Raw genomic sequence first — 17,072 nt, forward strand, 5'->3', positions numbered from 1 at the left:
GTGGACTACCAGGGTATCTAATCCTGTTTGCTCCCCACGCTTTCGCGCCTCAGCGTCAGAAATCGGCCAGCAAGGCGCCTTCGCCACAGGTGTTCCTCCACATCTCTACGCATTTCACCGCTACACGTGGAATTCCCCTTGCCTCTCCGATCCTCAAGCCATCCCGTATCCAAGGCAATCCCAAGGTTGAGCCTTGGGCTTTCACCCCGGACGCAAATGGCCGCCTGCGCGCGCTTTACGCCCAGTGATTCCGGACAACGCTTGCCCCCTACGTATTACCGCGGCTGCTGGCACGTAGTTAGCCGGGGCTTCCTCCTCTGTTACCGTCAGGGTGTGAGCGTTCTCTTCTCACACTTGTTCTTCACAGAAGACAGAATTTTACAACCCGAAGGCCTTCATCATTCACGCGGCGTTGCTCCATCAGGCTTGCGCCCATTGTGGAAGATTCCCTACTGCTGCCTCCCGTAGGAGTCTGGGCCGTGTCTCAGTCCCAGTGTGGCCGGTCACCCTCTCAGGTCGGCTACGCATCGTCGCCTTGGTGAGCCGTTACCTCACCAACTAGCTAATGCGCCGCGGGCCCATCCGACAGTGAAGCGAAAGCTTCTTTCTCTTCTCCCTCATGCGAAGGAAAAGCCTATCCGGTATTAGCACTCGTTTCCAAGCGTTATCCCGGTCTGTCGGGCAGGTTGCCCACGTGTTACTCACCCGTCCGCCGCTAACATCATCGGAGCAAGCTCCGAATCAGTCCGCTCGACTTGCATGTATTAGGCACGCCGCCAGCGTTCGTCCTGAGCCAGGATCAAACTCTCAATAAAAGTTGTTCAACCGAAGTTGAGAAAGTTTGTATCTCTGACTCGCATCTAATCTCTGTAACACTCGTTTAGTTTTCAAGGATCAATCAAAGTGAATCAGTCAAAGGATAAAAATGGTCGGAATGCAGGGATTCGAACCCTGGACCTCACGCTCCCGAAGCGTGCGCGCTACCAAGCTGCGCTACATTCCGACGTTGTTGTGTTTCGTGTTGTCCGCTCTCTCGCGGGGCAACGAAGAGTATCTTACCACGCCCCAAGCGAACCTATCAATCACACGAACTGCGAAAATCAAAACAAATTCAGCCAACCAATCAAACCAACTTCACCTCTCTCGTCCATCCTGCATCATCCGACAAAAAACGCCCGACCGATTATTCCGGCCGGGCGCAAGATAAAATCACTCGTTTCGCTCGCGGCGCACCGCGTCGACAATCCCATACTTAAACATCAGCAGCACGAACTCCATCCGAAAGTCATGCCTGACAGCAGCGAGATACACACTTCCCGGCTGCGTGGCAAAATGCACATCGGTCAGGTCATCGTTATTCTCGACTTCCGACCTCAGCTGCTTCAAACGACGCAACACATTATCATCCTGCACGCGGAAATGAAACTCATAATCGGACTCTGTCTTCAACTCCTGAATCGAAAGCCCTGCTTTGTCATATTCATAACGAACCATTCAGAAACCCCCTTCTCCTTAGAGGTAGCGCATGTAAAGATACACAGTCGAGATGAGAATCGAGAGAATCATCAACGGGAAGCCGATCAGCAAGAACTGTACAAACGAAATCTTATACCCTTCTTTCGCCGCCAAGCCAATCACGATCACGTTTGCGCTCGCTCCGATCACCGTGCCGTTGCCGCCCAAGCAGGCACCAAGCGCCAAACTCCACCATAACGGCTCCAGATTGGAAATGCCAAGCACTCCCATCTCTTTGATCATCGGGATCATCGTTGCCACAAACGGGATGTTGTCCACAAACGCCGAGGCGATCGCGCTCATCCAGAGAATCAACAGCGTCGTCGCCGTCAGATCCCCGCCGGTCAGTTCCACCGCCTGCGAGGCCAGCATCGAGATGACGCCCGTCTCCATCAGGCCTGCCACCAGCACAAACAGCCCAACAAAGAAGAAGATCGTGGTCCACTCCACACGCTCCAGCGCCTGCTCCAGATACTTCTCACCGGTCAGGAGCAGCAGCAAAAACGCGCCGCTGAGCGCCACCGTCGCCGACTCCAGATGCAAAGCCTGATGCAAGCCGAAGCCCACAATCGTCAGCGCCAGCACCGCCAGCGATTTTTTCAACAAAGTCATATCCTGCAGTTCATCCTGCTCATTGAGCGACATGATCAGCTGTTGCCGCTCCGGATCTGCTTTCAACTGACCGCGGTAGATCAGTGCAAGCAAAGCGACCGTCACCAGCAGAATGATCGCCGCCACCGGGGCAAGGTTATAGATAAATTCCATAAACGAAAGTTCCGGCACTGCGCTGCCGATCATGATGTTTGGCGGGTCGCCGATCAAGGTTGCCGTGCCGCCGACGTTCGAAGCGAGCACCTCGGAGATCAAATACGGCACCGGGTTCACTTTCAACTGCCGCGCGATCGAGAAGGTGACCGGCACGATCAACAGCACCGTCGTGACATTATCCAGCAGCGCCGATAGCACTGCGGTGATCAGCGACAGGTAGATCAAAATTTTCACCGGGTGCCCGCCGGCCAGTTTGGCCGCTTTGATCGCGAGGTATTTGAACACGCCGGTCTGTCCGGTGATCGAGACGAGAATCATCATCCCGATCAACAGCCCGATCGTATTCAGGTCGATATGGTGAATCGCCGTCTCCTGATCGATGATGCCAAAAGCGACCATCAAAATGCCGCCGACCATCGCGACGATTGTCCGATGCAATTTTTCCGATACGATCAACGCGTAGGTGACCAGAAAAATGCCGATTGCGAATAAAGCTTGGTTCTCCATTACCTTCCTCCCCTGATCTCAATTTATCGCCCATATGGTAGCACACTTCACTTCCAGCAATGGATTCAGAAAATTTCAAGAGCCGCCAACAGATTGCTGCTCCTAGTTTCTCCTGCTCCTCCTTCATTCTTACGCCGTCATTTGTTTCCTGAATCCGGCAATATTGAAGGACCTCTATAATAAATAGGAAGAAAAAGACCCCCGTTTCCGGAGGTCCCCTTTTCACCGCACAGACGGCAGTTAGCCCAGTTTGATCTTCGCAAATTTGCGTTTGCCAGCCTGTACGACCATACCGTCGATAAGCTCGATTTGCGCGTCGGCCGCGTCGACTTTTTCTTCGTTGATCTTCACGCCGCCCTGCTGCACCAGACGGCGCGCTTCGCCGTTCGACGGAGCCATGCCGAGGTCGACGAGCAGTTTGACGATCCAGACGGTGCCTGCTTCCACAGTCACTTCCGGGATGTCGGTCGGCAGCGCGCGCTTTTGGAAGATCGTTTTGAAATTCTCTTCCGCCGCCTGTGCCGCTTCTTCTCCGTGGTACATGCGGACGATCTCGCGTCCGAGACGCATCTTCAGATCGCGCGGGTGCAGTTCGCCGCTGGCCATGCCGGCCTTGATCCCTTCGACTTCTTCGGTCGGCAGGTCGGTGACCAGCTCGTAGTATTTTGCCATCAGCTCATCGGGAATCGACATCGTCTTGCCGTACATTTCGTTTGGCGCTTCGTCGATGCCGATGTAGTTGCCAAGCGACTTGGACATTTTCTGCACGCCGTCGAGGCCTTCGATCAGCGGCATGGTCAAAATGATCTGTTGCTCTTTGCCGTATTCCTTCTGCAGCATGCGGCCCATCAGCAGGTTGAACTTCTGGTCGGTGCCGCCCAGCTCCACATCACACTCCAGCGCCACCGAATCGTAGCCCTGCATCAGCGGGTAGAAGAACTCATGCAACGAGATCGGCTGCTGCGAGTTGTAACGCTTCTCAAAATCATCGCGTTCCAGCATGCGCGCAACGGTGGTCTTCGCCGCCAGACCGATGACATCAGCAAAATTCATCGGAGCGAGCCACTCGGAGTTGTAGCGGATGCTCGTCTTCGCCTGGTCCAGCACTTTGTACAGCTGGGTGACGTACGTTTCAGCATTGTGCTTGACCTGCTCCGGAGTCAGCTGTTTGCGGGTCTCCGATTTGCCGGTCGGGTCGCCGATCATCCCGGTGTAGTCGCCGATGATGATCGTCACGTGATGGCCGAGGTCCTGGAACTGGCGCATCTTTTGCAGCACGACGGTGTGGCCGAGGTGGATATCCGGCGCGGACGGGTCGAGGCCCAATTTGATGTGCAGCGGCTTGCCTTTGGTCAGCGACTTCTTCAGTTTCGCGATCAATTCTTCTTGCGGAATGATCTCGACAGCGCCGCGGCGGATCGTTGCCAACTGGCGGTCAATTTCCGCTTGCAGCTGCGGATCGATGGTTTGCTCTTGCGTGGTCATTCAAATCCCTCCAAATAGTCGTAATAAAATACAAAAAACCCCGTCCCCAAATAGGGACGAGGTTCGAACTCGCGGTACCACCCTAAGCAGCCTGCCACAAACGCAAGCTCCTTCATTGCAATAACGGCCACGCGCGTGACCGGCTTGGCATTGCCTCCAAGCGGCTCCGGAGTGTATTTCACGTCTTGGGACTGACCGGTTCGCAGCAACCACCGGCTCTCTGCACAATCCTGTAAAACGCTACTCGCTCCCTCATTGCCTGTTCTGTATGATTTTGTCATTCACAGCACAATATATGCGATAAATAATAGCAGTGCAGAAGACTGCTTGTCAAGCCGATATGCTGTAGAAACAAGTCCCAACCTGTCATTTCTTGTCCACTGATTGAGCTGTGGTATAATGATCAAGATAAGGGGGAGGACGCTATATATGGAAGAGAACAACACCCGAACCGATCAGCACAAAAAGAAACCGAAAAAGAAGAAACGGCGCTGGCTTAAATTTGTCAAAGTCTTCTTATTCCTGTTCCTTGCCGTAACGATCATAGGCGGGGGTGCGGCGGCCGGCTTTGTTGCCTCGCTGGTCAAGAAAGCTCCCGAACTCGATCTTAATGCGATCACCAATATGGCCGCGAAGACCAAGGTGTTCGACAGCGAGGGCCAGTTCATGTTCGAACTGCAAGGCGACGGCGACCGCGAGTTGATCAACTCGCTGCAGGATACTTCACCTTATGTGGTTGATGCATTCGTCGCTGCAGAAGACAAAGACTTTTACGAACATTTCGGCGTCAATCCGTACGCGATCGCCCGCGCAGGCGTGCAAAACGTACTCGGCGGCGAGATCCGGTCCGGCGCGTCAACGATCACACAGCAAACGATCAAAAACGCGATGTTCCCGGAGCAGGAACGCTCCCTGGAGCGCAAAGTGCAGGAAGCAGCGCTGGCCATTCAGCTCGAACAACAATTGACCAAAGATGAAATTATGCTTACCTATTTGAACTGGATCTATTTTGGCAAATCGGGCCCGGCCAACCTGTACGGGATTGAGCGCACGTCGAAGGCGATCTTCGGCAAACCGTCCAAGGACCTCAACCTGGCACAGGCAACCATTCTGGCTGCGCTTCCGAACAACCCGAGTTTATTTAATCCTTATACCAATCTTGAAGCAACGCTGGAGCGTCAAGAGTACATTTTGCAGGCGATGCTCGAAGCGGCGTATATCACGCCGCAAGAATACCAGGAAGCCAAGGCGTACGATGTCGCCAAGGACATTCAGGAACACAAGGAAAAAATGGCGGTTCAAGGCGGCGAATTTGCCCATCTGACCTCCGAGGTGGAAGAGCGCGCTGCCCAGCAGCTGTTCGACACCGGCAAATACGAATCGCTCGACAAGGCCCGCGAAGCGCTGTTCCGCGGCGGGTATGAGATTCACACGACGATCAACCGCAAGATGCAAAACAAGCTCGATGCGGTGATCGACAACGATGAGCTCTACCCGGAGAACATTTCCTACACGATCACCGACAATGCCGGCAAACAGATCGCTGTGGAAAATGCGATGATGCAGTCGGGCGCTACGCTGATCGAAAACAAATCGGGCAAGATCCTCGCCATGGCCGGCGGCCGCAAGTATGAGATCGACCAGGTCAACCATGCGACCCAGCCGCGCCAGCCCGGTTCGACGATGAAGCCGATCGCCGTCTACGGCCCGGCCATCGAGAAGAAGATGATCGGTTCCGGCTCGGCGATCGACGATGTGCCGATGGTCTGGCCGGACCAGAACGCAGCGGACGGCAAATACTTCCCGAAGAACTGGGACAGCAAGTTCCACGGGCTGATGACCGTCCGCACCGCGCTGGAGCAGTCTTACAACATCCCGGCGCTCAAAGTGTTCCACGAACTGACGCCGACCGTCGGCCTTGATTACCTGCGCAAGATGGGCGTCACGACGCTGGAAGATACCGACGCCAACCTGGCAGCGGCGATCGGCGGACTCTCTCACGGCTTGACGGTCACCGAAGCAACCAACGCCTACTCGACGTTGCCGAACATGGGCGTCTCGCATGATGCGTACCTGATCAGCGAGATCAAAGACCGCACCGGACAGCAGATCTTCCAGCACAAATCAGCGACGACGCAGGTGTTCAGCCCGAACACCGCCTACATCCTGAACGACATGCTGAAAGACGTCGTGCGCAAAGGCACCGCTTCCGATGTCGGCGCACGCTTCTCCGGCTATGAAGTGGCCGGCAAGACCGGTTCGACCGACGTGGACAAAGACGCATGGTTTGTCGGATACACGCCGGACGTGACGCTTGGCGTCTGGGCCGGTTACAACATCCCGTACACCTTGGAGTCCACCTATCAGAAGAACCTGCCCAAGACGCTGTGGAGCAACATCATGACCGATGTAGTACCGATGATCGAAAATCGCACGCGCAGCTTCCCGGGCAATCCGGGCGGTGTCCGTCAAGTGACCGTCTGCAGGCTCTCCGGTAAAATACCGTCCGAGCTGTGCAAGGCCGAACACACAGTCACCACCGAACTCTTCCTCGCCGGCACCGCTCCGACAGAAGTCTGCGATGTGCATGTGAAAGCCAAATACTACGAAGTCGGCGACAAGAAATACCTTGCTAACGATTCCACTCCGTCGTATCTGGTCAAAGAAGGTATCTTCATCAAGCGTGAAAAATACACCTTGCCGAACAACGACAAGCGCTGGCTCCCGATCGACCATGAGAAGGAACTGCCGAGCGACAAGGACCCGCGCAGCGGTATCGAAGAGCTTGGCACCACCCGCGTTCCGGGCGGCCTGCAAGTCACCGGCACAACCGACTCTTCCGTTTCCCTGAGCTGGAACCGGGTCGCTGCTGCGACCAGCTATCTCGTGCTCCGTTCGAACAGCGAAGCCGGTCCGTTCCAGATCGTCAGCGAAGTCAAGTCAACGACCTTCACCGACACTTCGGTGCAAAAAGGCAAGCAATACGCCTACCGCATCGTCTCGATCGACAAAGAAGGCCTGCAGTCCGACCCGGGCAAAATCATCACCGCCACGCCGGGCGCTGTGCAGGTAGCCCCGCCAAGCGGCGTGCAGGCTCAGCCGGGCGCAGTCGGCCTGACCATCACCTGGCAGCCGGCAGCAGGTGCCACCTCCTATGCGGTCTACCGCAGCGACGAGCCGTCCGGCAGCTACCAGCGTATCGGCACCGCCAGCGGCACATCGTTTGACGATGTTGGCGCGATGCCAGGCGTGACCTTCTTCTACAAAGTCGCCTCGATCGCAGACGGCAAAGAATCGGACGCGTCCGCTCCCGTCCCAGGCTCGCTGACCGGCGGCGGGCAAGATCCGGGCCAACCGGCCACCGTGCCCGCTCCAACCGGCGTTGGGGTCACCGATCCGAAATCGGGCAACTCGCTTGTCATCGGCTGGAAAGCGTCCCGAGGCGCGACCTCCTACTCGGTCGAGCGCAGTACAGACGGCGCAACCTGGGCACCGCTTGGCGAAACCAGCGACACCGGCTATTTTGACACCGGACTGTCGACCGGTCAGAAGTACTTCTACCGCATTCTTGCCACCGACGCGAACGGCAAACGCTCCACGCCGTCCGCAACGGCAAGCGGCACGCCAACAAAATAAAAACAACGCAATAAAAAACCACCCGGCCTCCTCTTCCGATGAGGCCGGGTGGTTTTTTGTTTTCCCGCATTATTTCAATGTGACGACGGTGACTCCATTTCCGCCTTCGCCTTCCACGCCGTAGCGGTAAGACTTGATTTGGCGGTGGGTGCGCAAGTATTCCTGCACACCGGTGCGCAGCGCGCCGGTGCCTTTGCCGTGAATGATATGCAAGGTGCTGAGACCGGCCAGCAGCGCATCGTCGATCTTTTTGTCGATCGCATAGATGCCTTCCTCCACGTTGGCCCCGCGCAGGTCGAGCTCCAGCGAAACGTGCTTCGCTTCTACCTGCTTGCGGCCCACGATGGTGCGGGTCGGTTCTTTTTCAGGCGCCAACAGTTCCAACTGGTCTTTACGGACTTTGGTTTTCATCATGCCGATCTGGATCAGCACCTGATTGCCTTTGATTTCAAGAATGTGACCTTTTTGTCCCAGATGTACCACCGCAACGTGGTCACCCGCTTGCAACGGACGGTCGGCTGCTTTGGCTGTCGGCTTTTTCGCTTCCCGCTTGAGCTTGGGCGCTTTGCCTTCCAGCTCTTTGCGCAGTTCGATCAGGCGGTGTTCCTTGATCTGTCCGCGCTCTTCGGCGGCGATGCGGCGCAGCTCTTCCACGATCTCAGTCGCTTCCTTCTCCGCCTTTTGCACCGCTTTGCGCGCTTCTTCCTCGGCGCGCTCCATCATGCGGTCCTTCTGCTGGTAGAACGCTTCTTTCTCCTTGTCGAACTCCTCCAGCAGCTCATCCAGCTCGCGGCGCAAGGACTCGGCCTGTTCGCGCTCCTGGTTGGCGATGACCTGGTTCTGCTCCAGTTTGCGGATCAGCTCATCGACCGCCACGTCCTCGGTCGTGAGGCGCGACTGGGCGTGCTCGATGATGTCGCGGCGCAGACCGAGGCGCTCGGAGATGGCAAACGCGTTCGAACGGCCCGGCACGCCGATCAGCAGACGATAGGTCGGACGCAAGGACTGCACGTCAAATTCCACCGAGGCGTTGATCGCGTTTGGTTCGTTGTACGCATACCCTTTGAGCTCCGAATAGTGTGTGGTCGCGACGGTGCGCACCCCGCGCTCCTTGAGGAAGTCGAGGATCGACATCGCCAGCGCCGCCCCTTCGGTCGGGTCGGTGCCCGCGCCGAGCTCGTCGAACAGCACAAGGCTTCTGAAGTCGACCTTCTCGAGGATCTGCACGATGTTCGTCATATGCGACGAGAACGTCGAGAGCGACTGTTCGATCGACTGCTCATCGCCGATATCGGCAAACACTTCATCAAACGTGGACAGGACGCTGTCATCATCGGTCGGCACATGCAGGCCGGACATCGCCATCAAGGTCAGCAGGCCAAACGTCTTCAGCGTCACCGTCTTACCGCCCGTATTCGGGCCGGTGATGACCAGCAAAAGAAAATCTTCGCCGAGGCGCAGATCGGACGGCACCACCACGCTCGGGTCGATCAGCGGATGGCGGGCGCGCTTCACGCGGACGATGCCCTGGTCGTTCATCTTCGGACGCACAGCGCGCAATTCACGCGCATAGGTCGTTTTGGCAAAAATAAAATCAAGGTCGGCGAGCGCTTCCTGCCCGTCCTGCAGTTCATCGGCATGCTGCCCGACCAGTGCGGACAACTGCTGCAAAATGCGCTGCACTTCGCGCTCTTCCTTGATCTGCAATTCCCGCAGCGCGTTGGAGAGGCGCACCACCGAAGCCGGTTCAATATACAGCGTGCTGCCCGATGCGGACTGGTCGTGGACGATCCCGTCAAACGTGCCGCGATACTCCACTTTCACCGGCACGCAGTAGCGGTCATTGCGCTGGGTGATGATCGGGTCCTGCAGCATTTTCTGATAAGAGGACGTGCGGATGATCGACTCCAGCTTCTCCTTGATCCGCGCCTGCTGGGATCGCATCTCTCCGCGAATGCGGCGCAGGTCGGAGGACGCGGTATCGCGCACCGCGCCGTTGTCATCGACGACCGCACGAATATCATCTTCTACCTGTTTCAGTTCCGGCAGCATCTCCGCGAGACCCATCATCCCCGGCAATGCGTGCTCTTCATGAGTATCCTGCAAAAATTTCTTCAGGCGGCGGCCGGCCATAATCGTGTCGGCCGTATCGAGCATCTCATGCGCGGCCAAAATCCCGCCCAAAGCGGCGCGGCGCACAAAGGAGCGGATGTCATGAATGCCGCCCAGCGGAATCAGCCCGCGCAGACGGTAGACGGTGACGCCTTCCTCTGTGAGCTGCTGCCACGTTTCCACCTCTGCCAAATCGGAGGACGGATACAGTTCCTCAGCTCTTGCTTTCCCTAACGAAGAGCTGGCCAAACGCACAACATGATCGCGTATTTTATCATACTCGAGCACTCGCAGCACTCGTTCATTCATGGCTTTCACCCCCGAAATTTCATCCATTATAGCATATCCGTCAAAAAAGTGGACATTCTACTGTGTACGGAAGACATGGAAGACACATCAAAGGAAAAGGAGGATGAAGTAGAGATGACAATCCTTGGAGCTATTGTCCGCTTTATCGTATCCGCCTTGGTGTTGATGGTGGTCGGCCTGCTCGTACCGGGCTTTGACCGCTTGTCGTTCACGTCGGCGCTTATCGCTGCTGTCGTGATCGCCGTCATCGGCTGGGTGGTAGAAGCATTGTTTGGCAGCAAAATGTCGCCGTACGGCCGTGGTATCGTCGGGTTCCTCGTCGGTGTAGCGGTCATCTACGCGGCACAGTGGTTTGTGCCGGGCATGCACGTCACCTTGCTTGGCGCCGTGATTGCCTCGCTGGTGATCGGGTTGATCGACCTGTTCATCCCGGGCAGCCTGAAAGGCAACATGATGGGCGGCGGCGGCCGTCGCAGCGAACGCCGCGACGACTAGTTCTTCCCCGGAAGTACCCCCATATTGAACGGCAGAAAAGCCCTGGAGCATGCTCCAGGGCTTTTTGTCCTCCAAACGATCAGACAGTCGGCAGATTCAGCTTAAAGAAATCAAACTTGGTCAGCAACTGCTGCGCGAGCTGCGACCCGTCGAGCGCCGCCTGCAGCGCATCGTACGGAAGCAACGCCAGCACATTGACCAGCACCGCCGCCACAACCACGCCGAGAATGGTGCCAAGCAACAGCCCCGACACGCGGTTCATGATCGACAGGCCGGGCAGCTTGGCGATCATGTCGAGCACCGTGCCGGCCAGCTTGATCACCAGAAAAATCACGACGAACAGCACGATAAACGCGATGCCGCTGTGCAACTGCTCCTCCAGGTTCAACCCTGGAATCAGGTGCAGCGGGTTGTCGGCCGAAAGCGTCGGCATCGGCACAAACTGCGCGATGACCGGCGCAAACGAATCATGCAAACTCCGCGCGAGGAAAAAGGCCAGGAACGCACCAACCAGCGAGACGATCTGTTTGACCAGACCGTTGCGCCATCCGTTAACCGCTGCGAGCAAAATCCCGCATCCGATGATGATGTCGGTCACTCTTGCTCATCCTCCGCATGCGAGACCGCTTGCGGTTCGAGAACGCGAAGCAGTTCCTCATACTCTTGGCGCAGCTTCAAATACTCGTCTGCCACGTTGACGGCGGCAAGCACCGCGACGCGATTGAGATCGAGCCGCGGGTTGCCTTCCCCGATTTCTTTCATCCTGTGGTCGACGAGCATGGCGACAAGCCGCAGATGCTCAATCGGTGCTTTGCCTTTTATCTGATAGTCTTGGCCGTAAATGACAGCTTTGATCTTGTTCGATTCGTTGGTCTGAAATCCGTTGGGATTCTTAGGCAAGGGAATCGCCCCTTTCTGTACTCCCCACACTCTTCGCCTTCAATGTCAAAAATTCCTTCTCAGCTTACGCACGAAGTTCAGCGTGATGCGTTTCCTTGAGCGCTTGGAGCACTTTTTCATGCTCAGCCGTCACTTCTTCGTCGGTCAAGGTGCGCTCTTGGGAACGGTAGACCAGCGCATACGCGATCGATTTCTTGCCCTCCGGCACTTGTGCGCCTTGATAGAAGTCGAAGATGCGCGCGCTGACCAGCAGTTCGCCGCCGTTCGCGTAGATCGTGTCGAGCAGCGCGCCTGCCGGAACGTCCACGTCAACCAGCACGGCGATGTCGCGTTCCATGCTCGGGAACTTCGGCAGGGAAGCTGTCACGGTGGTAGCGCCGTGTTTCGCCGCGAGCAGACGTTCCACGTCCAGTTCGAAGTAGTAGGTCGGCGCCAGTTCGGCCGCCTCTTCCGCTTCCGGATGCAGACCGCCGATGAAGCCCAAGGTCATCTCGCCTTGGAAAATGCGGGCAGTGCGGCCCGGATGCATCGCCGGCAGCTCCGTGCGCTCATAGCTGACACCGGTGATGCCAAGGCCGGTCAGCATGTTTTCCACGATGCCTTTGACGGTGAAGAAGTCGACCGGGCGCGCTTTTTCCCCGATGCCGACCGGGGAGAAGTTGCCGGTGACCAGACCTGCCACGCGCAAGTGTTCGTGGGGCAGTTCGATTTCGATCTCGTGCGGCGTGAACACTTTGCCGATCTCGAAGATGGCCAGGTCGTTCTCGCGGCGGTTGCGGTTGTACTGCACCACTTCGACGAGCGACGGCAGCATGTGCGTGCGCAGCGAGTTGCGCTCTTCAGACAGCGGGTGCATCAGCTTGAGCTGCTTTTCGTAGCCAGCTGTGGCCAGACCCAGCTTTTCGAAGTTGCCGATGTGGATCAGCGAGTAGGTGACCACTTCGGTCAGGCCCATGTGGATCAGCAGTTCGCGGGCGGAACGGCGCAGCTTTTGCACCGGGGAGAGCTGGCCTTGCACGAGCGGCGATTCCGGCAAGGTGACCGGAATTTTGTCGTAGCCGTAGACGCGGGCGATCTCTTCGATCAGGTCGGCTTCGCGCAGCATATCCGGGCGGCGGGTCGGAGCAGTGACGTGATGCGCGCCGTCCACTTTGAAGCCGGACACTTCGAAGCCGAGGCGGCGCAGGATCGCGACCATTTCGCCTTCTTCGATCTGGGTGCCGAGCAACTTGTTCACGCGATCGGCACGCAGCGGAAGCACATGCGGCTCAGCCGCTTTTTTCACGACTTCCACCGGAAGGCCTGCGATCTCGCCACCGGCCAGTTCGACGATCAGCTCAGCGGCGCGAAGCAGCGCACCGGTGATCATGCCTTGGTCGATCATGCCTTTTTCGAAACGCTTTTGCGCTTCGGAATTCAGGCCCAGCGCTTTGCCCGTCTTGCGGGTGGTCGCCGGATCGAAATACGCAGATTCCAAAACGATCGTCGTAGTCGCCGCATCAACTTCGGAGTTCTCGCCGCCCATAACGCCGGCCAGACCGATCGCTTTTGCCGGGTCGGCGATGACGAGCATGCCGTGGTCGAGGTTGCGCTCATTGCCATCGAGGGTGACCAGCGTTTCGCCGTCATACGCCTGACGGACGATGATCGTGCTCTCCGCCACTTTGTTCAAGTCGAACGCATGCAGCGGCTGGCCCATTTCGAACATCACGAAGTTGGTGGCGTCAACGACGTTGTTGATCGGACGGACGCCGACCGACAACAATTTCGCCTGCAGCCAGAGCGGCGATTCGCCGATCGTCACGCCTTGGATCACTTGCGCCGAGTATTTGGTGCAGTTCTCCGATTCGATCTTCACCGTGACCGGGGACGCGCCATTGCCGTGCGGCTTGAACGTTTCGTTCAGCTTCACTTCGCGGCCAAGCAATGCGGCCACTTCGTAAGCCACGCCGCGGTAGTTCAGCAGGTCGGAACGGTTTGGCGTCAGTTCCAGTTCGAGCACGGTGTCGTTCATGTACAGGTATTCGGTAATGGCTGTCCCGATCGGTGCGTCAGACGGGAGGATGTACAAGCCTTCGGTCTGCTCTTTGGGCAGCAGCTTGATGTCCATGCCGATTTCCTTCGCCGAGCAGAGCATGCCTTGCGACTCCACGCCGCGCAGTTTCGCTCGTTTGATCTTGAAGTCGCCCGGCAGTTCGGAGCCGATCACCGCGACCGGAACTTTTTGGCCCGGCGCAACGTTTGGTGCGCCGCAGACGATCTGCAGGTGCTCGCCGGTGCCGGCGTCGATCGTGCAGACGCGCAGCTTGTCGGCGTTTTCATGAGGGCGGGTCTCAAGGACGTGGCCGACGACCACGCCGGTGACGCCGAGGTTGAGCGGGGTGAACTCTTCGACCGGCACGCCTGCGTCGGTGAGCAGAGCGCCTACTTGTTCGGGAGTCAAATCATCGATTTCTACATATTCACGAAGCCATTGATAGCTGATTTTCATTGTTTTCCCCTCCTGCTACACGCGAGACTTGAACTGCGACATCAGGCGCACATCGTTGGTATAGAAATGGCGGATGTCTTCGATTCCGTAGCGGCGCATGGCCATCCGCTCAACGCCCATGCCGAATGCAAAACCGGTGAACTCTTCCGGATCATAGCCGGCCATCTCCAGCACGTTCGGATGCACCATACCTGCGCCGAGGATCTCGATCCAGCCGGTCTGCTTGCAGATGCGGCAGCCTTCGCCTCCGCAGGAGTAGCAGGTCACATCGACCTCGGTGGACGGTTCGGTGAACGGGAAGTAGGACGGACGCATGCGGATCGACACGTCGGCCCCGAACATCTGCTGCGTGAACAAGGTCAGAATGCCTTTCAGGTCGCTCATGCGGATGTTGCGGTCGACGACCAGCCCTTCGATCTGCATGAAGACGTGGGAATGTGTCGCGTCGTCGTCATCGCGGCGGTACACGCGGCCTGGCGCGATGATGCGCACCGGCTGCGGAGAGGTCTCGCCGCGCTGCTTGGCCGCTTCCACGTTGGCGCGCAGCACGCGGCCTTGCACCGGGGACGTCTGCGTGCGCAGGAGCATGTCTTCGGAGATGTAGAAGGTGTCCTGCATGTCGCGGGCCGGGTGGTTTTTCGGTACGTTCAAAGCGCCGAAGTTGTTGTAGTCGGTCTCCACTTCCGGACCTTCTGCGACTTGGAAGCCGAGGCCGAGGAAGATCTCTTCCGCCTCGCGGATCAGGCGGTTCAGCGGATGTTCGCTGCCGAGCGGCACGTTGCGGCCGGGCAAGGTGACATCGACCGTCTCTTCGCGCAGGCGCTTCTCACGCTCTTGGCGGCGCATGTCTTCTTCGCGCGCTTCCAGCGCCTGCTCCAGAGCTTCGCGCACTTCGTTGACAAGTGCGCCGATCACGGGACGCTCTTCGGCGCTGAGGTCTTTCATGCCGCGCAAGGCTGCGGTCAATTCGCCTTTCTTGCCGAGGTAGGTCGCTTTCCAGTCTCCGAGCTGTTGAAGCGTCGACTGCTCTTCCAGCTTCTCCAGCGCTTGTTCTTTCAGGACAACAAGCTGTTCTTTCATTCGTGGTTCCCTCCTGCTTCTCTGTATCCAAAATAAAAAAGACCTTCATCCCTGGCAAGGGACGAAAGTCTTCGCGGTACCACCCTATTTGAGCATGGGGAATACACCCATGGCTCCACTTCGTTAAACGGTAACGGCAGTCTGCTGCCGGCTTGCCCTACGCAAGTTGCCCGCAACGCTTGTTGCGCTTACAACTCTTCAGGCAAGCAGCTCCGGAGTGAACTTCGGCGGTCGTTGTCGCGTAAGGATGCTTGCAGTCCATGACATCCTCTCCCTGAACGCTTCCCGAGTCGCGTACTCTCTCCATCATCGCTGTTGATTGTTAGATTGTGCTATTAGTTACATAGTATAGTACAGGGCAAAAGGCTTTGCAACTGCAAACGTGCAAAAATAGGCGGCGGCGCTGTCTAGCGGTCAGGGCCGGGTTCGCCGACCGGCTCGTTCGATTTGCGGACAAACTGATTGTGGTAAAAGATCTCGATGCCGGCGACGAGCAGGCCGACAAACCAGGCAAACGTCCAGGACACGTTCATGCCGGGCAGAAAATAGTTGCCGGCAAACACGACCAGCGCTGCCAGCACCAGGTCGACGGCGACCGCAACGATCTGATTGAGCGCACGCGGAATGATCAGGTCGGCCACATAGCCCAGCACGGCGATGATCAGGCCGAGGATGATGGCGTGGAACAAGTTCGCCTGCCCCCAGAGCGGGAAAAACAGCGCGATAAAATATACAGCTGCAATCATTGAGCCCAGTTTTACCACAAAAGCAAGCAGATGTCGGTTCACTGCAAACACCTCCATGGATCAAGTCTGCCCCAATGCAGCGCCAAGCATGCAAACAAGGTCTCGGTTCCGTGTGACACGCTCTGCCTGCAGCATCGTCTCCGTTCCATGCGCACACTCTCTGCATGCAAAAAGGCACCCGGTAGGGGTGCCTTTAGACTGTTACTGCGTGCGCTGGCGCAGCGCTTCGTACATCATGACCGAAGAAGCGATAGCCGCGTTGAGCGACTCGGCCTTGCCGGGCATCGGGAGGCTGATGTTCTGGTCGACCGCGTCGGCCATAGCAGCGCTCAGTCCATGCGCTTCGGAGCCGATGACCAGCGCCGTGCCTTGGGTAAAATCGTGCTGGAAGACAGTCTTGTCCGCATCGATCGCCGTGCCAACAACGGTGATGCCTTGGCGCTTCATCGCGGGCAGGAACAATTCCAGATCAACTTCAAACACAGGGAGATGATACATCGACCCCATCGTCGCCCGCACCACTTTCGGGTTGTAGAGATCGACGCACGTTTTGCCGAGAAACACGCCGGTCGCGCCGACCGCATCGGCGGTGCGGATCATCGTCCCGAGGTTGCCCGGGTCCTGAATCCCGTCCAGCACCAGATACAGCGGGTTGGTCTTGTTGTCCAAAAAGTCGTTCGGGTCGCCTTCCAACTGGCGGATCACGGCGATCACACCCTGCGGCGTCTTGGTGTCGGAGATGTGCTCCATCACCTGCTCGGCCACTTCATATACCTGTGTGCCAAGCGATGCCAAGCCATTGATGATCTTGTCAAAACGCCCGGACTGCAGATCGCCGCTCAGCAGGATCGCATCGATCGGCGCGCCTGAAGCCACCGCATCTTCGACGAGACGGGTGCCTTCCGCTATGTACAAACCTGTTTGACTGCGGTATTTCTTCTGCTTCAGCGCTGCCCAGTCTTTGACCCGGTTGTTCTTGACCGAAGTAATCTGTTCAAATCTCATCAGAGTCTGTTCACCCTTTATCT

Annotated in this window: 12 protein-coding genes, 1 tRNA gene, 1 rRNA gene and 2 other annotated features (1 of these 16 cut by a window edge); of the genes, 2 read left to right on the forward strand and 12 right to left on the reverse strand. The window is 57.5% G+C overall.

Annotated features, from left to right (window positions below; translation table 11 throughout):
* The 5 genes from CBW65_RS00220 to tyrS form a co-directional block, all read right to left on the reverse strand.
* A 16S ribosomal RNA gene (locus CBW65_RS00220) occupies positions 1–815 on the reverse strand (it extends 732 nt beyond the left edge of the window).
* 111 nt (positions 816–926) lie between these two features.
* Positions 927–1,003 (reverse strand) — tRNA-Pro (locus CBW65_RS00225).
* 206 nt (positions 1,004–1,209) lie between these two features.
* Positions 1,210–1,494, reverse strand: coding sequence for a hypothetical protein (locus tag CBW65_RS00230; RefSeq protein WP_087455030.1), 285 nt, complete (start codon positions 1,492–1,494; stop codon positions 1,210–1,212).
* Between the two features lie 18 nt (positions 1,495–1,512).
* Positions 1,513–2,790, reverse strand: coding sequence for an ArsB/NhaD family transporter (locus CBW65_RS00235; protein ID WP_087455031.1), 1,278 nt, complete (start codon positions 2,788–2,790; stop codon positions 1,513–1,515).
* A 240-nt stretch (positions 2,791–3,030) separates the two neighbouring features.
* Positions 3,031–4,275: a tyrosine--tRNA ligase gene (gene tyrS / locus CBW65_RS00240; protein ID WP_087455032.1), complete on the reverse strand. Its 1,245-nt coding sequence runs from the start codon at positions 4,273–4,275 to the stop codon at positions 3,031–3,033.
* A gap of 49 nt (positions 4,276–4,324) precedes the next feature.
* Positions 4,325–4,540 (reverse strand) — a binding site (T-box leader).
* 164 nt (positions 4,541–4,704) lie between these two features.
* Here tyrS and CBW65_RS00250 point away from each other — a divergent pair.
* On the forward strand, positions 4,705–7,911 hold the full coding sequence (locus CBW65_RS00250; protein ID WP_198299715.1) for a transglycosylase domain-containing protein: 3,207 nt from the start codon (positions 4,705–4,707) through the stop codon (positions 7,909–7,911).
* 69 nt (positions 7,912–7,980) lie between these two features.
* Here the strand turns inward: CBW65_RS00250 and CBW65_RS00255 are convergent, their stop codons facing one another.
* Positions 7,981–10,332, reverse strand: coding sequence for an endonuclease MutS2 (locus CBW65_RS00255; protein WP_087455035.1), 2,352 nt, complete (start codon positions 10,330–10,332; stop codon positions 7,981–7,983).
* A gap of 114 nt (positions 10,333–10,446) precedes the next feature.
* Between CBW65_RS00255 and CBW65_RS00260 the strand changes: the two genes are divergently transcribed.
* Positions 10,447–10,827: a phage holin family protein gene (locus CBW65_RS00260; protein WP_087455036.1), complete on the forward strand. Its 381-nt coding sequence runs from the start codon at positions 10,447–10,449 to the stop codon at positions 10,825–10,827.
* A 79-nt stretch (positions 10,828–10,906) separates the two neighbouring features.
* Here the strand turns inward: CBW65_RS00260 and CBW65_RS00265 are convergent, their stop codons facing one another.
* From CBW65_RS00265 to CBW65_RS00290, 6 genes are all read right to left on the reverse strand, one after another.
* Positions 10,907–11,425, reverse strand: a complete 519-nt coding sequence (locus CBW65_RS00265; RefSeq protein ID WP_087455037.1) for a CvpA family protein — start codon at positions 11,423–11,425, stop codon at positions 10,907–10,909.
* Positions 11,422–11,727 carry a cell division protein ZapA gene (gene zapA, locus CBW65_RS00270; protein ID WP_087455038.1) on the reverse strand — a complete coding sequence of 102 codons (306 nt, stop codon included), beginning with the start codon at positions 11,725–11,727 and terminating at the stop codon, positions 11,422–11,424. Before zapA ends, CBW65_RS00265 begins: the two co-directional genes overlap by 4 nt.
* Before the next feature lie 64 nt (positions 11,728–11,791).
* Complete coding sequence (gene pheT / locus CBW65_RS00275) at positions 11,792–14,218, reverse strand: phenylalanine--tRNA ligase subunit beta (RefSeq protein WP_087455039.1); 2,427 nt, start codon at positions 14,216–14,218, stop codon at positions 11,792–11,794.
* Between the two features lie 15 nt (positions 14,219–14,233).
* Complete coding sequence (pheS, locus tag CBW65_RS00280; protein ID WP_087455040.1) at positions 14,234–15,298, reverse strand: phenylalanine--tRNA ligase subunit alpha; 1,065 nt, start codon at positions 15,296–15,298, stop codon at positions 14,234–14,236.
* A 54-nt stretch (positions 15,299–15,352) separates the two neighbouring features.
* Positions 15,353–15,617: a binding site (T-box leader), on the reverse strand.
* Between the two features lie 88 nt (positions 15,618–15,705).
* A complete protein-coding gene (locus CBW65_RS00285; RefSeq protein WP_157721674.1) occupies positions 15,706–16,086 on the reverse strand; it encodes a DUF2512 family protein in 381 nt (126 codons plus the stop codon).
* 159 nt (positions 16,087–16,245) lie between these two features.
* The gene (locus tag CBW65_RS00290) at positions 16,246–17,049 is read right to left on the reverse strand and encodes a TrmH family RNA methyltransferase (protein ID WP_087455042.1); all 804 of its coding nucleotides are present in this window, start codon (positions 17,047–17,049) and stop codon (positions 16,246–16,248) included.
* Positions 17,050–17,072 lie beyond the last annotated feature (23 nt).

The sequence above is a fragment of the Tumebacillus avium genome, assembly GCF_002162355.1.
Taxonomy (GTDB): Bacteria; Bacillota; Bacilli; order Tumebacillales; family Tumebacillaceae; genus Tumebacillus_A; species Tumebacillus_A avium.

Bases quoted from the DNA above. Each gene is read 5' to 3' on its own strand.
- CBW65_RS00290 (WP_087455042.1), bottom strand. From the start codon at position 17,049: ATGAGATTTGAACAGATTACTTCGGTCAAGAACAACCGGGTCAAAGAC.
- pheS (WP_087455040.1), bottom strand. From the start codon at position 15,298: ATGAAAGAACAGCTTGTTGTCCTGAAAGAACAAGCGCTGGAGAAGCTG.
- tyrS (WP_087455032.1), bottom strand. From the start codon at position 4,275: ATGACCACGCAAGAGCAAACCATCGATCCGCAGCTGCAAGCGGAAATT.
- CBW65_RS00230 (WP_087455030.1), bottom strand. From the start codon at position 1,494: ATGGTTCGTTATGAATATGACAAAGCAGGGCTTTCGATTCAGGAGTTG.
- CBW65_RS00250 (WP_198299715.1), top strand. From the start codon at position 4,705: ATGGAAGAGAACAACACCCGAACCGATCAGCACAAAAAGAAACCGAAA.
- CBW65_RS00235 (WP_087455031.1), bottom strand. From the start codon at position 2,790: ATGGAGAACCAAGCTTTATTCGCAATCGGCATTTTTCTGGTCACCTAC.
- pheT (WP_087455039.1), bottom strand. From the start codon at position 14,218: ATGAAAATCAGCTATCAATGGCTTCGTGAATATGTAGAAATCGATGAT.
- CBW65_RS00260 (WP_087455036.1), top strand. From the start codon at position 10,447: ATGACAATCCTTGGAGCTATTGTCCGCTTTATCGTATCCGCCTTGGTG.
- CBW65_RS00255 (WP_087455035.1), bottom strand. From the start codon at position 10,332: ATGAATGAACGAGTGCTGCGAGTGCTCGAGTATGATAAAATACGCGAT.